Here is a 15,021-nt window from a genome sequence, read left to right as displayed (position 1 = left end):
CGGCCCGCGGCTTCGATCCGCGCTTCCTCCCCACGGTCGGTCGCCCTTCCGCAGTTGCGCTTCACTTCGCTCGCCGTGATCAGCTTACGATGGGACTTGCACCCACAAGAGAACGCCCATGCTGGGCGCACCAAGTGAAAAAGGGCGCTCCATTCCTGGAGCGCCCTTTTGCTGGCGATGAGCCGCTACGCTGGAGAGGCGCTCAGTGCGGCAGAGCGGCGAGCGCCATACCAGCCTCGGTCGCCACGTTCACCGCGACCGGCAGCGTGGCGGTCATGATGGTCTCGATCACGTCCGGCGTGTTGTAGAGGCCCATGCCGCCGCCGATGCCCAGGCCGAACGCCATCAGGCTCTGGCGGGCGATGCCGCTGACCAGCCCGACGACGACCATGGAACCGGCGATGATGCGGCCGAGGGTGCCCTGCGTCCAATCAGTCAGGGTGAGCCACACGTCGTCGAAGGCGGTGCCGCCGGTGCCGGCGAAGGCGTCGGAGACGGTGAACACGAGAACCAGGGCCAGAGCGAGGCTGGTGACGGAAGCGGCGTTGAAGGACTTGTTCATCACTGTTTCTCCAATGAGCTGACGGTGGTCAGGTTCGAAGTGGTGGTGGTTGAGGCCGAGCGGTCCGACCGTGCCGGGGTGGCAGAGGGGGCCGGAGCCGCTGGTCTGTTCTGGACAGACGGTGTGTTCACCGGCTGGGCGCTGAGCGGCTGGAAGACGTGGCTGTTGGCCGCACTGGTGTCGGGCATGCCGACCTGCCATTTGCGGGGCTCGATCTCGGTGAAGACGAAGCCCGGCATGTGCAGATCGCCGTTGCCGTCGCTGTAAGGGGCGACCCACACCTTCATGACCACGGCGGGGGTGCGGATGGGCACCCGCCCGTCGTCGGTGTGGGCCACGGGCATGGCGGCGTAGCCAACGGGCATGCCGCCGATGTCGGAGGCGGTCCGGGGGCGGCTGGTGGGAGCCACGGAGGCAGCCTGACGGCCAGCCTCCATCTCCCGAGCCAGATCCGCTCCGGACAGGTGGTCGCGGTTGTTGGTCTCCTCGTAGACTTGGCGAGCGCTCAAGCAGGAGACACCCTGAGGCATACCGGCACACCCGAACTCGGACTCGCCGATACCCAGGCTGCCGCACGCCCCGAGAAGCAGAGGGGCGGACAGAACCAGAAACTTGCTTGTGGATCTCAGCATCGCTGTGCTCGCGGTGTGTCGGTGATGGACGGATGATGGACGGAAGGAGCGGTGCCGCGCGCTGTCGATAAATTCACTCGAAGTGAACTTTTCTCGCGGTTTTTGCGCTATTGGCGGTTCCCGCCCATCAGGTTGGACATGCTGGGGAGGCCGAACATGGAGCCGTTCGAGGAGCCGCCGCGGCCCGTACCCTGGCCCATGCCTTGCCCCATTCCCTGCCCCATGCCGGAACCCTGGCCGGGCATGCGCATGTCGCGCACGGCTTCGTCCTTGCCCTTCTTGCGGAAGGTGAGGTTCACGCCGCGAGTCGCGATGAGGTCGATCTGGCGACCGGCATCCACCTCGATCACGGGGAAGATGTTGGCGGCCATGTCCGTGTAGAACTTGGCAATCCTGTCCAGGGCGGACGACGCGCCACCGAACGCCGCCGAGCGCACGGACTGCTCACCCGCGAACACGTCGGCGTACTGGGAGTTGCCGGTGTTGCTGGTCGAGAGCACCGGCACCGGACGCACGTCGAAGGCCTTGGAAACGCCATCCAGGAAGCCGGCCATCAGAGCGCGTCCGATGATCTGGCCCTGCTTGCTCACGAGGCGGCCGCGGATACCCGCCTTGCCATCCTCGCCGACGGCATAGGCCGGGAAGTTGGCTTCCAGCACCTTGCCGTCCTTGGTGACGCAGGAGATCGTCTCGCCGCGCAGCATGGCGCGCTCGCTCGACAGGTCACCGAAGCCGCCCATCAGCAGGAAGCATTCCTTCACGTCGGCGCGGTAACGGTTCGGCAGGATCGCGTCCTTCTTCACGCGCAGCAGCGCCGGGAAGGGTTCCTGGCGGGCGTTGTTTCCCGTGGGCGCGTCCATGCCGGTGATGAGCGTGCCGCTGAAGATGGAGCCCGCCGGGAGATAGGTCTGGATGGTCTCCTCTTGACCCGCCTCGTCAGCCTTGGCGACCTCTTCAGCCTCCACCAGCACCCGGATCTCCGCAGGTGCGCGCGGGGGAGTGGCGTTGGCCGTGTTGGTCGAGGCCGCGCCCGTACTGGTCTGGGCGGCAGGCGTGGCAGCGTTCTGTCCGTTGTAGAAATCCGCCGCGGTCGGAGGCCGGTTGGTCACAGCGGCTGGCGTCACACCCGGACGCATACCACCGGACTGGAGATCGGTTGGGATCTTGCTCTGCCGTTCCCGACCGGGAACGCTGTCAACGCCACCGGCACTCGCCCCGCCCTCCGCAGGCGTTTCCGGCGGAGGATTGGCGGTCTTCTGCTGAAGCTCCCCGACGCGCCGCTGCAGCTCGGCAAGCTGCATGTCGATCGCCGGGTCTTTCACCGGGGTTCCACCTTCCTGCCGCTCCTTGCGGGCGACCTCCTCGCGGAGCCGGGCGATCTCCTCGTCCTTCTTGGAAAGGCCGTTCTCGAGGAGATCGATCCGGGCGACCATGCTGTCGAGGCTGACCTTGCGGGTGTCCTTGTCGGTGAGCACGTTTTCGATGATGCCGCTGCGGTCGTTTCGGTCTGCGCGGGTCTTTTCCGACGGTTGGGCCAGGTAGACCAGCGAGAACAAGCCGGTGGCGATACCTGCAACCACGACGCCTCGGCGGACCTTCGGGTTGAGCCCCGACCAGGCGTCTTTCGTGTCCTTGAGGTTCATCACTGCCCCCGTGCGTTGACCAGCAGGCTGGGCCGGCGGGTGTCGGTGTCGGTTTCCTGCATCGGGCGGCGCACCACGAAGACTTCGGTGGACTGGCCCGGTTGCAGGACGTTGGCGGGCCAGAAGGCGACACCGGCGACGTCCGCACCAGCGCACCAGGGTTCGGACAGCTCGATGGTCTGGCCGGTCTTGTTGGTGACGATGCCGATCGCCACGTCCAGATGACCGCCCTGCAGCACCTGGCCACCGTCGAAGCGGAAGCTCACCCCACCGGGGGCGTCACAGTGAGGCACCGCCTCACGGGCACCGACCTCACGCATCTGGTAGCCGCTGGGCACCTTGCCGAGAGCCACATCGCGGAAGATCGCCCGAAGCGTCTCCACATAGGGCTGGTTCTCCTCCCACTTCTCCGCCTTCTTGTTGCGGGCGGCATAGGCCCCACCAACGCTGCCGCCGCCCATGGAGGCGTAGGTCAGGCCCCAGCCGGCGCTCTGGCTCATCTCCAGCTTGATTTCGCGAGGCGGAATGCGCCGGGGAACCAGTGCGAGCGGGAGAGCCACGCTTTCATCGCCCTTGGGCGTGATGTAGATCGTCGCCGGGCTCGTCGTGGACACGTAGACCACATTGCCGCTGATGCGGGTTTTTGCATCGCTGGTGGTGACGACCGAGGGCTCCGCAAAGGGCGTGACGATGCGGTTCAGGTGCCCTTCGGCGACCGCGACCAGTTCCGTCGTGCCCGGCTTCATGGAGATGAGTGCCGGCAGCGCGAGAGCGGCATCATCGGCTGGCACCTCACCGGGCCGCATGACGGCGGCGGGAACGGCAGGCAGTTCGACGTTGGCGGGGGGTGCAGGCGGTGGAGCAGCGGCACGTTGCACCGCCGGAGCGGCAACCGTCGGGGCCGACATGGCTGCGGGTTGCACCTTGGCCGCACCAGCGGCGGCTTCATTCTGCTGAACCGCCTGGTTCACACGGCCAGCCGAGTCAGTTGCTGCCGGCGCCTGCGCAGCGGGAGCGGATTTCGCCCGCTCCTGCATCTCGGACTGGAGCGCCTTGCGGAGCGTCTCCAGCTCCGTTTCCGGGGCGGCCTTCTTCTGGTACTCGGCCTCGATGTCACTGACCGCGGTGACCGGCAGGTCGGATGCGAGGTTGATGGTGGAGGTCTGGGCCAGAACGCCTCCGGAGAGGCCGATTATGACCGCGACGGCGCTGACGCCGCTGAGGATACGATGTGCGGGCATTCTTACTTGCCTTCCTGCATGCGATGCCGCTGCTCATCGAGGCGCTTGTTGCGTTCGTCGATCTGATCGCGACGCTCCTGGTCCTCTTTGGTGCGCGGGCGGCCGGAGTAGGTGGTGAGGTGGGTGATCTGCGGGCGGAAGCTCCGGACTTCCCACTGCATCTCGTAGGTGGCTTCCTCACGCTTTTCCGTGGCGGCCGGCCCTCCGACGACGCGATAGCCCGTGACGAAGTAGCGTTGGGTTTCCTTCTCGAAGACGATCTTGCGCGGATCAAAGCGTGACGTGATGCGCTCGCGCTGGATCTCGTGGATCTGCCGGTCCAGGGCCGTCGTCACTTCCGAGAAGATGCTCGGAGCGAGCATCGGCTCCAGGCCGTTCTTGATGAAGCCGGCGTTGGCGGGGGTGGCATTGCCGAGCAGCATGCCGACCGACCACGTCCAGGCTTCGAGGTAGTCTTGACTGGCCGCGCTGCGGGACACTTCCACGGCCTTGGTCAGCTCCGGGGGAGCAATGACAACCGTCTTGTCCTTGAGGATGGCGTTAACGGCCAGCAGGACGATGATGCCGAGCATGCTCACCGACGTGAAGCGATGGAACTTGTTCTCGGCCATCGTCCCCTGCCAGGACGACAGGAAATTCTCGATCTTCATCCGGGGCCTCAGGGCAGAAATTGCTTGGCGAAGGGGTTCTTGACGGTCCGCGCCTTGGCAGGCAGGACGCCGATCCAGTAGAGGAGATGGAGCAGGTAGCCGTCGGGCCGCCCATCGCGGAACCGCTTGTAAAGCGACGTAACGGCACCTCCGAGGATCAACCCGATCAGAAGGTTGCCGCTGAACATGCCGCCAATCAGACCGATCATGATCGGGGCGAGTTCGTCCGTCGTCCACAGCAGGACGTTCGGCGGGTCATTGATCGTGCGGGGGATCTTTACTGGCTCCATTGCTTCACTCCATCGCTGTTGGATGGAGTTATGGCCGAAGCCGCTGTTGCGCCGCGCCGTCGATAAATCACGGGAGCGATCATCTTTCTGCAGGATTTTACCGGTTCCGTTGGCCGTCGCCGTGGGATCGATAGCCGCCCAAGCGCCGCGCACTACCTGCAGAAAAATGGAGAGGGCCGGATTGCTCCGGCCCTCTGAGCACCGAACAAATTTTTGGTTCCCACGAGGAGCTTTAATGGGTGCTCTCGTTAGGCTTTATGGTTCCCTCCAGACAGAGTGAGGTCGCGCCCCTTGGCTCTCAGATTCGCTTCATGGTGTGCTTGGTCACGAGCAGAAGGGTCAGGGACAGGAGCAGGAAGAAGACCGGGAAGATCAGGGGAGGAATGGGCACCGGTAGCATCAGGATCATCGGCGTTCCGATCACAATCCAGATTGCCGCCTTGGCCGCCATCCCGTGCACCAACGGGCTTGCGTAGTCGAAGGTATACTGGCGGCTGCGCCACGCCATCATGCCATGGAGGATCGCCGGCACGAGCATCAATGGCAGTACCGGCAACCAGGCTCCGATCATCGCCAAGCGGACGAAGAAGCGCTGAATGGAGCCGAACAGGCTGTCCAGCCCGGCCTGGACCAGCGGGAAGTACCATTTCGCGCCCAGCGCTTCCAGGCCGCGGGAGGCCGCCGCCTGCTGGTGGCTCGGCAGAAAGAACTCGTAGACGCTCTTTTCCAAGCCGAAATCGCGGAAGATCCAGGCGTACATCGACCAGCCCGTCCGCTCGATCCAGAGAGTCGTGTCAAAGCCAACCTGCGCCAGGGAGAACTCGCGTTCCCAGGTGATGAGCTGGTCGATCCAGTTCCGGCCCAGCAAGGGGGTGATCACTAGGATCACGACGAACTCCGACAGGACGAACCAGAAAAACCAGTTCATCAGACCTCGCCCATTGTTCTCAGCAGCCATGTTGAACCTTCTTCAGAATGCGTCGATCCAGTTCGGTCAGCGCGTAGTTGGCGAGGGCGTCCTGCGTGGCGCTCATCGATGCCTCACCCGGTTGATAGGTGATGGAGATCGTTCCGGCGTCCTTTCCCTCCAGCCATTCGGACAGAGGTTCGCCAAGGATCGGCGTCCAGACCCGCTGGTCGGCACTGGACACCGCAATCCCGGCAATCTGCCTTGCCATTTCCGACAGGGCTGCATCTGAAAAGCGCAGGAGCCGCATCGGGTCGATCTCCCTCAACGACCCCGCGTAGGCTTGCACACCTTTATCGAACGCGTGGTACAGGGCTGGCTCGGGCACGGTTGCCTTTCCGCTAAGCGGATCACGGCTGGGGATCGCGTCCGTTACATACTCCGACAGCTTGCTCATGATGCTGATGGCATTGGGCCAATCCACAGCAAGCATGGCGAGGGTGTCGCGGAACCGACGGCGAGCCTTGCGGTAGCCTGCCCGGATTTCCCGTGCGGTGCCCGCAGGCCGCAAGAGCGGAGACGTGAGATCGAGTTCGGTCTGCATCATTGTTCAGCCTGCTGGTCTTAATTTTTGAGGATCGGAAGGCGGCCCTTCCAAAGCTTGGCGCCCGAAACCTTCGCCACGAACTCCAGGTTCGGGAGCTGGCCCAGGAGTGGCGCCGAGAACATGGGCACCTCCTCCTCCATAAGGCGTTCACCGGAGTTGCCGGAGAACTCCATCCTTCCGTGCCCGCCCACCCCGATGCTGCTGCCTTGTGTGGTCATCGTGTACTTGATCCAGGTCGGCGGCAGGGAGTCGGCGATGTACTGCTGGGTCTCCTGGTCGATGATCCTGAGGGAGATCTGGTTGTTCAGGTTGCCCAGAACCTGCCGGGCCTTGGGCTCGCTCCCCAGCGCAGCGGTGAAGTCGGCCAGGGTCTGCGTCGCGATCAGAAGCCGGAAGTCAGCGCCGCCGGACTTGTTCAGCAAGGAGATCAGCTGGTCGTTGACCACCTCGGCCGCCTCATCGACGAAGAGGTTTACCGGGCGGTTGTTGACCCCGTAATTGTAGCGGTCACCGGCAACCGATGCGAGGTCAGCCAGGAGAATGGAGCCGATCGTCTGGCCGACGATCTTATCGGTCAGGCTGTCCAGACCGACGTAGCAGACCTTCCCCTGCTCGATGATCCGGGTCATGTCCGTCATGCGACGGGCATCGTCCATGTTCTGCGGGTCGGGCGACAGCATCCGGCCGAGATGCCCGGAGGTCAGCTGGTTCATGAGCGGCATCAGCGTCGCGATCATCTTGGCATGGTGCGACTTGTCGTGCTCATGCTGGGAGATCAGGCCCTCCAGGTCCGGGTTGGGCGCTATCTCGGCAACCCGGTCCCGGTAGTATTTGATGTAGGCGTTGGCCCGGCCTTCATCGTCCTTTGCCTTGGCAAGGTAGGACTGAATCTCGTCCTGCCAGGTCGGGACGTGCTTGCCGCACCAGATGCCAAGGCTCTTCGCCACGAGATCGGCAAAGAGCGGGCTGCTGTCCAGATACGACTTGATGTTGATGAGGTTCGGGCTGACGCCGGTGAGCAGAAGGCCCTGGATGACGTTGTTCAGTGCCATCTGCGAGTAGGCCATGAAGCCGTCGCCGTTCTTGTCACCCTTCATCTGGCCGGCGATGCGGGCGGCAAGCTCGGTGGCGCGGTTGAAGTTCTTCATCGGGTCGATGCAGGCCGACATCTCCGGGAACCCGGGATGGAACCACACGAAGCGTTCCGGTTGCCCCATGGCCTGACACGCCCTGGCGGCGTTGTTCCGCAGGTCCTTGTCGCCCTTCGGATCGATGATGATGACGCATTCCCCGCGCATGATCGCCTGGGTGACCAGAAGGTCGAACAGGCGCGTCTTCCCGCTGCGGGTGGTTCCAACCACGAGGACATGGCCCTTCGTGTCGGCAATCTGCAGGTGGAGATCCTCGTCCTTCGTGGACAGACCGTGAATCCACGGCGATCCCATCTGCTGCGTCTGGGGCAGGATCTTGGACTTGTCCCGCTTCAGGATCTCATAGCAGAGCTGAGTGTGCGGCTGATCCCACGTGAAGCCCATCCCGAGCCACAGCTGATCTTTCTTCATGTTGGCTTTCAGCTCATCCATCGAGATGAACTTCAGTTCGTGACCGGACAGACGCGCTTTCCGGCGATGGTGCCCGTAGGCTTTGTAAGCCTGATGCGCTCCGAACGCGGCTCCCAAGGCAGCACTCCAGTGGAATGGAGCGGGCGGCAGCGACGTGAATTGCGCACTGAGGATCGCAACCGCCGAACTCATGCACCAACCTGTAGCCGCCACGGCCTCGAAGTTCGGTCGCCACGGCATTTCATAGCGTTCAACCATTTGAGCTCTCCTTCGATATTATGTATTCGTCGCCGCTCAGCTTGATCTTACTGGACCACTGAGCGGTCATTTTGAGGCGTTTTTGCGGGATGTTTCTTTGCGTTGTGTAATCGGCAAGTGCGGGCGGACGAATAACGATGATGTCTCCCAAGTCATGAACATGCTCGCTTACACCTGGCGACCTGCACCACGCGAGGAAATCGGCCTCGATTTGCTCCATACTTAAGCTGCTTGGGCTATTGCGATTTAGCAGGTCCCGATTAGAGGAGCTTGATGCGCTAACCGGTGTATGGCTCTTGCCGGATGAAGGTGGCTGCTTGGGAGTGGCTCCCTGCTCCACCCCGCTCGCCCTCGTCTGCCCTCTTGGCGTTTCCGGATGAGCAGATCCACGGTTCATCACCGGCTGCTGATGATCGAGCCCAGTAGACCCTTTTGAGGCTTCAGAAGCCTTCACCGGCTTTGAACCATCCCCGGCTATAAAGGAGAGCATCTCTGCGGTTTCAGGGGTTAACAGCAGGCACTTGACTCCCCCTATTTCACGAATGGTGATCTTCTGGATCGTCGGATCTTCCAGGTCGATGAAACCGGTAGCATTCAAGCTACGGGCACATTCCTGAGGTGTTCGGTCTTCAGTACCTTCCCCCAGCTCGAGCCGTAGGTAGGGAGCAAATCCTCCCGGCCACGGAATAACGAGCGACGCTCCAACCCGCGTCAGGCTCTCGCCCCACATTGCCTTCCCATGTGCGATGTCTTCGGCCATGGCGATGAGGAGGCGCCCAGGGAAGCCCTTCCCCTTCAAGAACCGATATGCTGCGGCACGCTCCTCCTTGGAGCCGGTAGGCCGATCCGGGGGCACGCTTGGGACCAGTTCCTCATTCACCGATTTCCCGGAGACTGACGCTGCACCGTGTGCCGACGGAACAGCCTGCGCCTCCGCACCTTCCGGCCAGAAGTTGTCTCCCGGTTCTGATTTGTTCGGCTTGGTTCGCGTAACACCGGGAGCCACATCTCGCACACGCGGCTTGTCTGCAACAGCCTCCGGTGTTGGCTCCGGCCTCGAAACCTTAATAGGCGATGGAGTGACGGTGCCGCTGGCATCAGGACGAGTGACCGTAATGCCCACATCCGGCACCTGAGGCAGTTGAGGTGTTCTGGCGGCCGGCGAAGGCGATGACGATGGCGAAGTGGCCGGTGTCGGCGCGGTCGCAGCTCCGACCACAACCCCACAGTCGCCGCAGGTCCATTCCGTACCGGCGGCCGTCTTCGGGTTATCGGCACCGCATGCCGGGCACTGCTGGCTGGATGCCGACGGTGCAGTCGATAGGCTCGGCGTCGTCTGTGCGGATGGCTGTGCTGTCGTAGACGGACCAGCCGGACTCGGCCCGACTCCGGTCTGTGTCGGACCAGCGGGCACCTGCTGAAGCGTCGGCTGCGGCTGCACCGGGTTAGGATCAATCAGACCAGGCACACTCACGGGCGGCTCATTAAAGAGCAGCTTCGGCGAGGCGATGCGGAGCATGGTCAGCTTCAGAAGATGCGTGCCCTTGTTCATCATCTCCGGGGCGACCGGCCAGTAGCGGTACGTGTCACCGTTGGACTTCCGCGCCTCCGCCAGGCTCCGTTCGATGAGGATGTCGGCCAGCGTGTCGGGGTTGCGGGGGATGCCGGGGATACGGTCCTCCCGCAGCATGGCGGTGATTTCCTCGACCGCCTTCTTCCACACGATGTAGCAGCCGTCCTCCGAGAACCCGTCGGAGATGATCCATACGCGGCCACCAGGCTCGTTGACCTTCCAGGTCCCGTCCTCAATCAGCCGACGCATCGCATCCAGGACGAAGGACTCCACCGGCACGCCGAGGCCGGGCTCACGGATCTTCCCGTGCCCGCTTTGCTCGAGATCCTTCTCGACGCTCCACTGGTCGGCCTTGTCCACCAGCTCCGTCAGCCGGTGCTTTGCATCTGGAACACCGGCTAGGTAGATGCCCATCGTGTGGAACATGTCCGTTCCACCCTCCAGGAGCCATTCACGGATATCCATCGGGAGCATGTTGGTGAAGACCGTTCCACCCATGATCCGGTGCTTGTTGGTCCGGTTCTTTCTCCACCGCATGAAGTAGCGGTCAATCTTGTGCTCGCCCGCCCAGGCCTCGACCGTCTTGGAGTAGGGCGTCCACACGATGGAGCCGTCCCGGTTGACCACCTCTAGGTCCGAGATCGGCTTACCCACGTCATGCAGAAGGCCCGCGAAGAAGATCGCCACCTGCCAGCGGATCTCCACCCGCTTGCGTTCCAGCGGCGTGCCTTCGGGCATGAAGACGTAGGCGCCAGCGCTCCGGCTTGCGGCCATGGCGACCTCAAGCCCGTGGCGCAGCAGCCCGCCGGCAAACTTATGATGATGATGCTGGGATGCTGGGAGCAGGTGGACGTAGGACGCGTAGAGCCGGATCACCGGCATGATCACCTGCTCGTACTCCTCATCCGTGAGCGCGAAGATCTCACGGATGCGCCGAAGCAACTCCTTCTCCCGATCCAGCAGCCGGGCCAGGCTGACGATGGGCAGGCCACGCTCGAACGGGGGCGATTTGGGAATGTCGTCGTCGAAGTCTGGACCGGTGATCGGCACCGCGGCTGGTGGAATGCCGGGGTAGATCCACTTCCAGATGCGCTGCATTTGGTCGGAGAGGGCGAGGCTCATCGGGCAGCTCGTTGTTGACTCCCCCTAGCGATACCCAACTCGGTCTGCGCATTTCGCCGATGATAAATCGCCTCGACATGCATCTTTCTGCAGCGAAATGCACATCGGGATTCCGCTAGCCTCTCGGGCAATTCGAACTGAGAGCGACGAGAATGCGCCCCTCACTCCTATCTGTAGCCCTGCTCGGGACGGTCCTGACGGGATGTGCCGAGCCAGCGATTCAGGCCCAGCCCGTCCTGTCCATTGTGGACGAGAGCGCCGACACCGTGCCCGTGACCTACGCCAACCGCGTTGGCTGGCTCAGTGCCAGCCGAGGTGGAGCGGCAGTCCGCGGCGAAGGCTACGAGCATGTCCTTGCCGTTAATCCGGATACAACCGCCCGGCCCGTTCGGCAGGCGGTCGCGCCGTCGAGCAGGGCCACTCCCAACCTCGACATCGACGAGATCCTGTCGACGGTGCAGAGGATCGAGAGCCAAGCAATGGGCGGCAGCTCCGCCGGACCTGTACTGGGCCAAGCCGTGCCACCGGTCAGCGGTCCGAAGCCGGTGAACCTGCGGGCTGGGTTCCAATCGGCCGCCGTGAGCAAGGCCTCGGCATCCTCCCCTGACCAGGCATGGAAGCGCTTTTGCGCCGGCGGTAAAGGGATGACCGCTGACGATTGGACCGTGGTCATGAATACCTCCGGCCCGCCCTACCACACTCTTGAGGAGAAGCGGAGACTCGGCTGCGCCACGCTGCGGAGCGACTATTTGAGCCCGAGAGAATGATGCTCATGGGCTTTGCTCTCTCCAGCATTCGTTCGCCGCCCGCTGATAAGCGGGACACGGAACCAACAGGCTGTGTGGTGATAGGCAGTGATCCTACGCTGTAGCTGCTTGGAGCGGCTGGCGTCGGGTTACGCCTGACAACGAGGTTTGCTGCATCTCGAACTGCGCCGCCAGCGTCGGACCGAGCAATCATACACCAAATCACGAATGAACCCCGGCAACAGCCCCCTGCGGGCCTGTAAAGGCCCGGATTTGCTGGGCTTTGGGACCATGCCTAAGCGGCGGATTCGTGATTTGGTGTATGATTGCTCAGGGCCTGTTCCGTTAAGCTGCTGATATTGCTGGAATTTCCGACGTGGCCTCCCTCACGTTAAGAATGATTCCTAGCACGCGGCTGGGGACCCGTCAGACATGACCCAACTGGTAAAGGCGCACTTCACGTGATTTGGTGTATGATTGCTCTCAGGGCGGCTTTCTGATGTTTATCAATGCCTTACGTGCTCCCGCCGTACGCCTTGCGCAGCGAATGACGCCCGCAAATCGAAGGCCATCCTCGGTCACGTTCCGACCAGAGCGACCCACTTCACGTGATTTGGTGTATGATTGCTCTGGCTGACAGATTTTGTTTGTTTTCAGAGGCTTAGGTGAATTAGCCATCTCCGCACGGTCAGGCTGAACCCTAACAAGCCGCTGGATTCCCTCCGCCATGGCCGGATCGGCATCCACGCACTTCACGTGATTTGGTGTATGATTGCTCTGAAGGCAGGTTTCCTTTGTTTATCAGCACCTTAGGCATCTCCATCAGACTTCCCACGAAAACGGGTCTGCCCCGAATCGGAGCGCAAATCGCGAATCACCCGCCGGGCAACACCGAATCCGTTACATCACAGGGCAAGCAATCATACACCAAATCACGTAAAAACTGCCTTCTGAACCCGGTTACCCTAGTGTCTCGACCGACACGACCCGCACAAGACTCTGGAAAAAATGGGTTGGCGGGGGGTTTCATACACCAAATCACGAACTTATCCGCTCGACATACGACCGGCCGCAAAGAGATGGTTGTTTTGCGGGATTGGGACTTGGTCCTGTCTGCGCGTGTCCGTTGTGGACATACGGCGAAGCTTCGGCTTCACAGCGTGGCTATATGGGTTTGGACGGGTCAAGGAAGTGGCATGATGGCAAAGCGTAAAGGCCGCACGATTACGCTCAGCAGCAGTGGCCAAGGCATGCTCGAACTTGACAGCCCGCTGAAAGGGGGGCCGAGCAACGAGCACAACATCATGGTCTACCCGTTTTTCGACCTCGATCGGAAGGCGACCCGCGAGCACCTCACGTTTCAGAGTGGGACGACTAGGGTCGAGGTTAAAGCCCTGTCTGGTCAGGGAGTCGCGACGATCTACGACCGCGACCTCATCATCTACGCTGCAAGCCTGGTCAAGCAGCAGCTCGATACAGAGCCTGGGGTCGAGCCCAAGCGCGAATTGGTGTTCTCTGCACACGACTTTTTCGCAAAGGCCTGCCGGGATCGATCCATGCGCGCCTACGAAAAATTCGAACAGATGGTGGATCGGCTCAAAGGCACGATGGTCAAAACCAATGTAGAGACTGGTGGCCGTGGCGTTAGTGGATGGTTCAACTGGCTCGGCGATGGCACAGCGATCGTGTATGACATCAACGAAGCGTCCGGCGAGCGTCGGATGCTTTATGTCAAGCTTGTGCTCTGCGAGTGGCTGGTCAGGGCCATCAAGCACGACAAGAAGATGTTTGCCGTCCCAACCTCGTATTTCGATCTTCCGCCGATTGCGCGCCGTCTATACGACCTCGCTCGTGTGAACTGCGACGGCGGCAAGGTGTGGGAGACCACCCTAGGGAAGCTCCATGCTGCCGTCGGCAGCAATGTTCCCGTCGCTCGATTCAAGGTCCAGGTCAACCAAGTGACCAAGGATGGCGGCATCCCGGAATTCGACGTAACGATTACCGATCGTTACGTCCCCTTGCTCCCGACCGTTGGCGCCAAAACCGGCGGCCGTCGCTCGGTAGCGGACCAGATCGTACTTCTCTCGCCTGGCGGCACCGTTGAGGCAGCCGTTGAAGCGCCAGAAGTCGTGGAAATTCCAGATGAGGCCAAGATGGAGATCCGTCCGACCAAGCCTCGGCGGACCCGGAAGGCTTCTAAGGTTCAACTTGATGAGGAGATCATCGCGCCGAAGCTCGATCTCTAGAAACACTAACGGCCCCGCTTTGGCGAGCGGAGCCGTTGGCGCGACGACAGAAGCCGCCTAAGACAGATACAAGCACCCTGATCTTAGGCCAAGCCCCGAACTCAGGCAAGCGGAAACATGAGGTTTCCGTTAACGGGGAAGGCTTGCCCGTCGCGCTCCGGACCTACGAACCAGATAGGAGCAGCCATGAGCATCCCTGCTTATGGAACGGGAGAGTATTGGGCGGCTTACGCCCGCGGCCTCATTAGCGACGACCAAGCTCTGCGCGATGGCGAGGTGTTCCACGCGCGCCAGAGCGGCATTGCCGTTCCCAGCAAGGCACGGAAGGCACCAAGGCGTGTCTACCAGCCCGCGCCCATGCGCCGGCGCCAATACACCCGCGCCATGTCCACCCGGGCGGACCGCGATCAGCGCATTAACGCCGAGGCGCTGCGGACCCTGCGCCAGATCGTTGCCCTGTCAGGCAACCGCGGCTTCGTGGAAACCACCAAGGGCGCCCTCGCATCAGCCTTCGGCGTATCGCTCAGCTCGATCAAGCGGCACCTGCGCGTGCTTCAGGGCGACCTCGGGCCTGGGCTGCGCGGCGACGCCTACATCGTCACTGACGTGATCAAGCGCGGCGGCAAAGCCGTCGGCCTGCGCATCCTCCTGACCAGCCTTGTGGAGCCATTCTACAAGTCGATCAAGAAGTCCACAGGGGGGTCAGACACGACCCACTCTAAGGTAAAAGATTCTAAGAATAAGCCCTTTCTCCCGAAGCCCCCTCAGTTTTCCAGAACGGACGCACGGAGTCAGTTCGTGAGAATCATGAGAGATGTGGAAGAGCCGATCCTCAAAGCACCTGCCCGTCATATCGACGAAGTTTTTGACCCAGATTTGGAGGATGTCGGGCTTCTGAACTAACCGCCACTGTTGGAAGGTGCTATTTGCTATCCAAGAATGAGGTGGTCTATCCACTTCAGCCGCAGCTGCACGCAAGATT

Annotated in this window: 13 protein-coding genes; 3 read left to right on the top strand and 10 right to left on the bottom strand. The window is 62.2% G+C overall.

The window, feature by feature from the left end:
- Positions 1 to 202 precede the first annotated feature (202 nt).
- The 10 genes from traA to mobH form a co-directional block, all read right to left on the bottom strand.
- Positions 203 to 562 carry a TraA family conjugative transfer protein gene (gene traA / locus JUB11_RS26700; RefSeq protein ID WP_247887339.1) on the bottom strand — a complete coding sequence of 120 codons (360 nt, stop codon included), beginning with the start codon at positions 560 to 562 and terminating at the stop codon, positions 203 to 205.
- Positions 562 to 1,194 (bottom strand): type IV conjugative transfer system lipoprotein TraV, encoded by a 633-nt coding sequence (gene traV, locus JUB11_RS26695; protein WP_207461835.1) that lies wholly within the window; start codon positions 1,192 to 1,194, stop codon positions 562 to 564. The genes traA and traV overlap by 1 nt, the downstream gene beginning before the upstream one ends.
- A 107-nt stretch (positions 1,195 to 1,301) precedes the next feature.
- Positions 1,302 to 2,837: a TrbI/VirB10 family protein gene (locus JUB11_RS26690; RefSeq protein WP_207461834.1), complete on the bottom strand. Its 1,536-nt coding sequence runs from the start codon at positions 2,835 to 2,837 to the stop codon at positions 1,302 to 1,304.
- Entirely contained in the window at positions 2,837 to 4,078 is a 1,242-nt protein-coding gene (locus JUB11_RS26685; RefSeq protein WP_207461833.1) for a type-F conjugative transfer system secretin TraK, read from the bottom strand. The genes JUB11_RS26690 and JUB11_RS26685 overlap by 1 nt, the downstream gene beginning before the upstream one ends.
- 2 nt (positions 4,079 to 4,080) lie before the next feature.
- Entirely contained in the window at positions 4,081 to 4,728 is a 648-nt protein-coding gene (locus JUB11_RS26680) for a TraE/TraK family type IV conjugative transfer system protein (RefSeq protein WP_207461832.1), read from the bottom strand.
- Between the two features lie 8 nt (positions 4,729 to 4,736).
- Positions 4,737 to 5,018 carry a type IV conjugative transfer system protein TraL gene (gene traL / locus JUB11_RS26675; protein ID WP_207461838.1) on the bottom strand — a complete coding sequence of 94 codons (282 nt, stop codon included), beginning with the start codon at positions 5,016 to 5,018 and terminating at the stop codon, positions 4,737 to 4,739.
- A 298-nt stretch (positions 5,019 to 5,316) separates the two neighbouring features.
- A complete protein-coding gene (locus tag JUB11_RS26670) occupies positions 5,317 to 5,976 on the bottom strand; it encodes a DUF4400 domain-containing protein (protein ID WP_207461831.1) in 660 nt (219 codons plus the stop codon).
- Positions 5,966 to 6,532 carry a hypothetical protein gene (locus tag JUB11_RS26665; protein WP_207461830.1) on the bottom strand — a complete coding sequence of 189 codons (567 nt, stop codon included), beginning with the start codon at positions 6,530 to 6,532 and terminating at the stop codon, positions 5,966 to 5,968. The genes JUB11_RS26670 and JUB11_RS26665 overlap by 11 nt, the downstream gene beginning before the upstream one ends.
- Positions 6,533 to 6,549: 17 nt before the next feature.
- Positions 6,550 to 8,352: a conjugative transfer system coupling protein TraD gene (gene traD, locus JUB11_RS26660; protein ID WP_207461829.1), complete on the bottom strand. Its 1,803-nt coding sequence runs from the start codon at positions 8,350 to 8,352 to the stop codon at positions 6,550 to 6,552.
- Complete coding sequence (gene mobH / locus JUB11_RS26655) at positions 8,345 to 11,047, bottom strand: MobH family relaxase (RefSeq protein ID WP_207461828.1); 2,703 nt, start codon at positions 11,045 to 11,047, stop codon at positions 8,345 to 8,347. Before mobH ends, traD begins: the two co-directional genes overlap by 8 nt.
- 152 nt (positions 11,048 to 11,199) lie before the next feature.
- Here mobH and JUB11_RS26650 point away from each other — a divergent pair, with 152 nt between their 5' ends.
- The 3 genes from JUB11_RS26650 (at position 11,200) to JUB11_RS26640 (ending at position 14,942) form a co-directional block, all read left to right on the top strand.
- Complete coding sequence (locus JUB11_RS26650) at positions 11,200 to 11,814, top strand: hypothetical protein (protein WP_207461827.1); 615 nt, start codon at positions 11,200 to 11,202, stop codon at positions 11,812 to 11,814.
- Positions 11,815 to 12,989: 1,175 nt separating this feature from the next.
- Entirely contained in the window at positions 12,990 to 14,039 is a 1,050-nt protein-coding gene (locus tag JUB11_RS26645) for a replication initiator protein A (protein WP_207461826.1), read from the top strand.
- A 186-nt stretch (positions 14,040 to 14,225) separates the two neighbouring features.
- Positions 14,226 to 14,942 carry a hypothetical protein gene (locus tag JUB11_RS26640; protein ID WP_207461825.1) on the top strand — a complete coding sequence of 239 codons (717 nt, stop codon included), beginning with the start codon at positions 14,226 to 14,228 and terminating at the stop codon, positions 14,940 to 14,942.
- Positions 14,943 to 15,021: the final 79 nt, after the last annotated feature.

The organism is Azospirillum sp. SYSU D00513 (genome assembly GCF_017356015.1).
Taxonomy (GTDB): domain Bacteria; phylum Pseudomonadota; class Alphaproteobacteria; order Azospirillales; family Azospirillaceae; genus Azospirillum.
The sequence above is the reverse complement of the archived record's forward strand: the minus strand, read 5'-3'. Positions and strand labels throughout refer to the sequence as shown.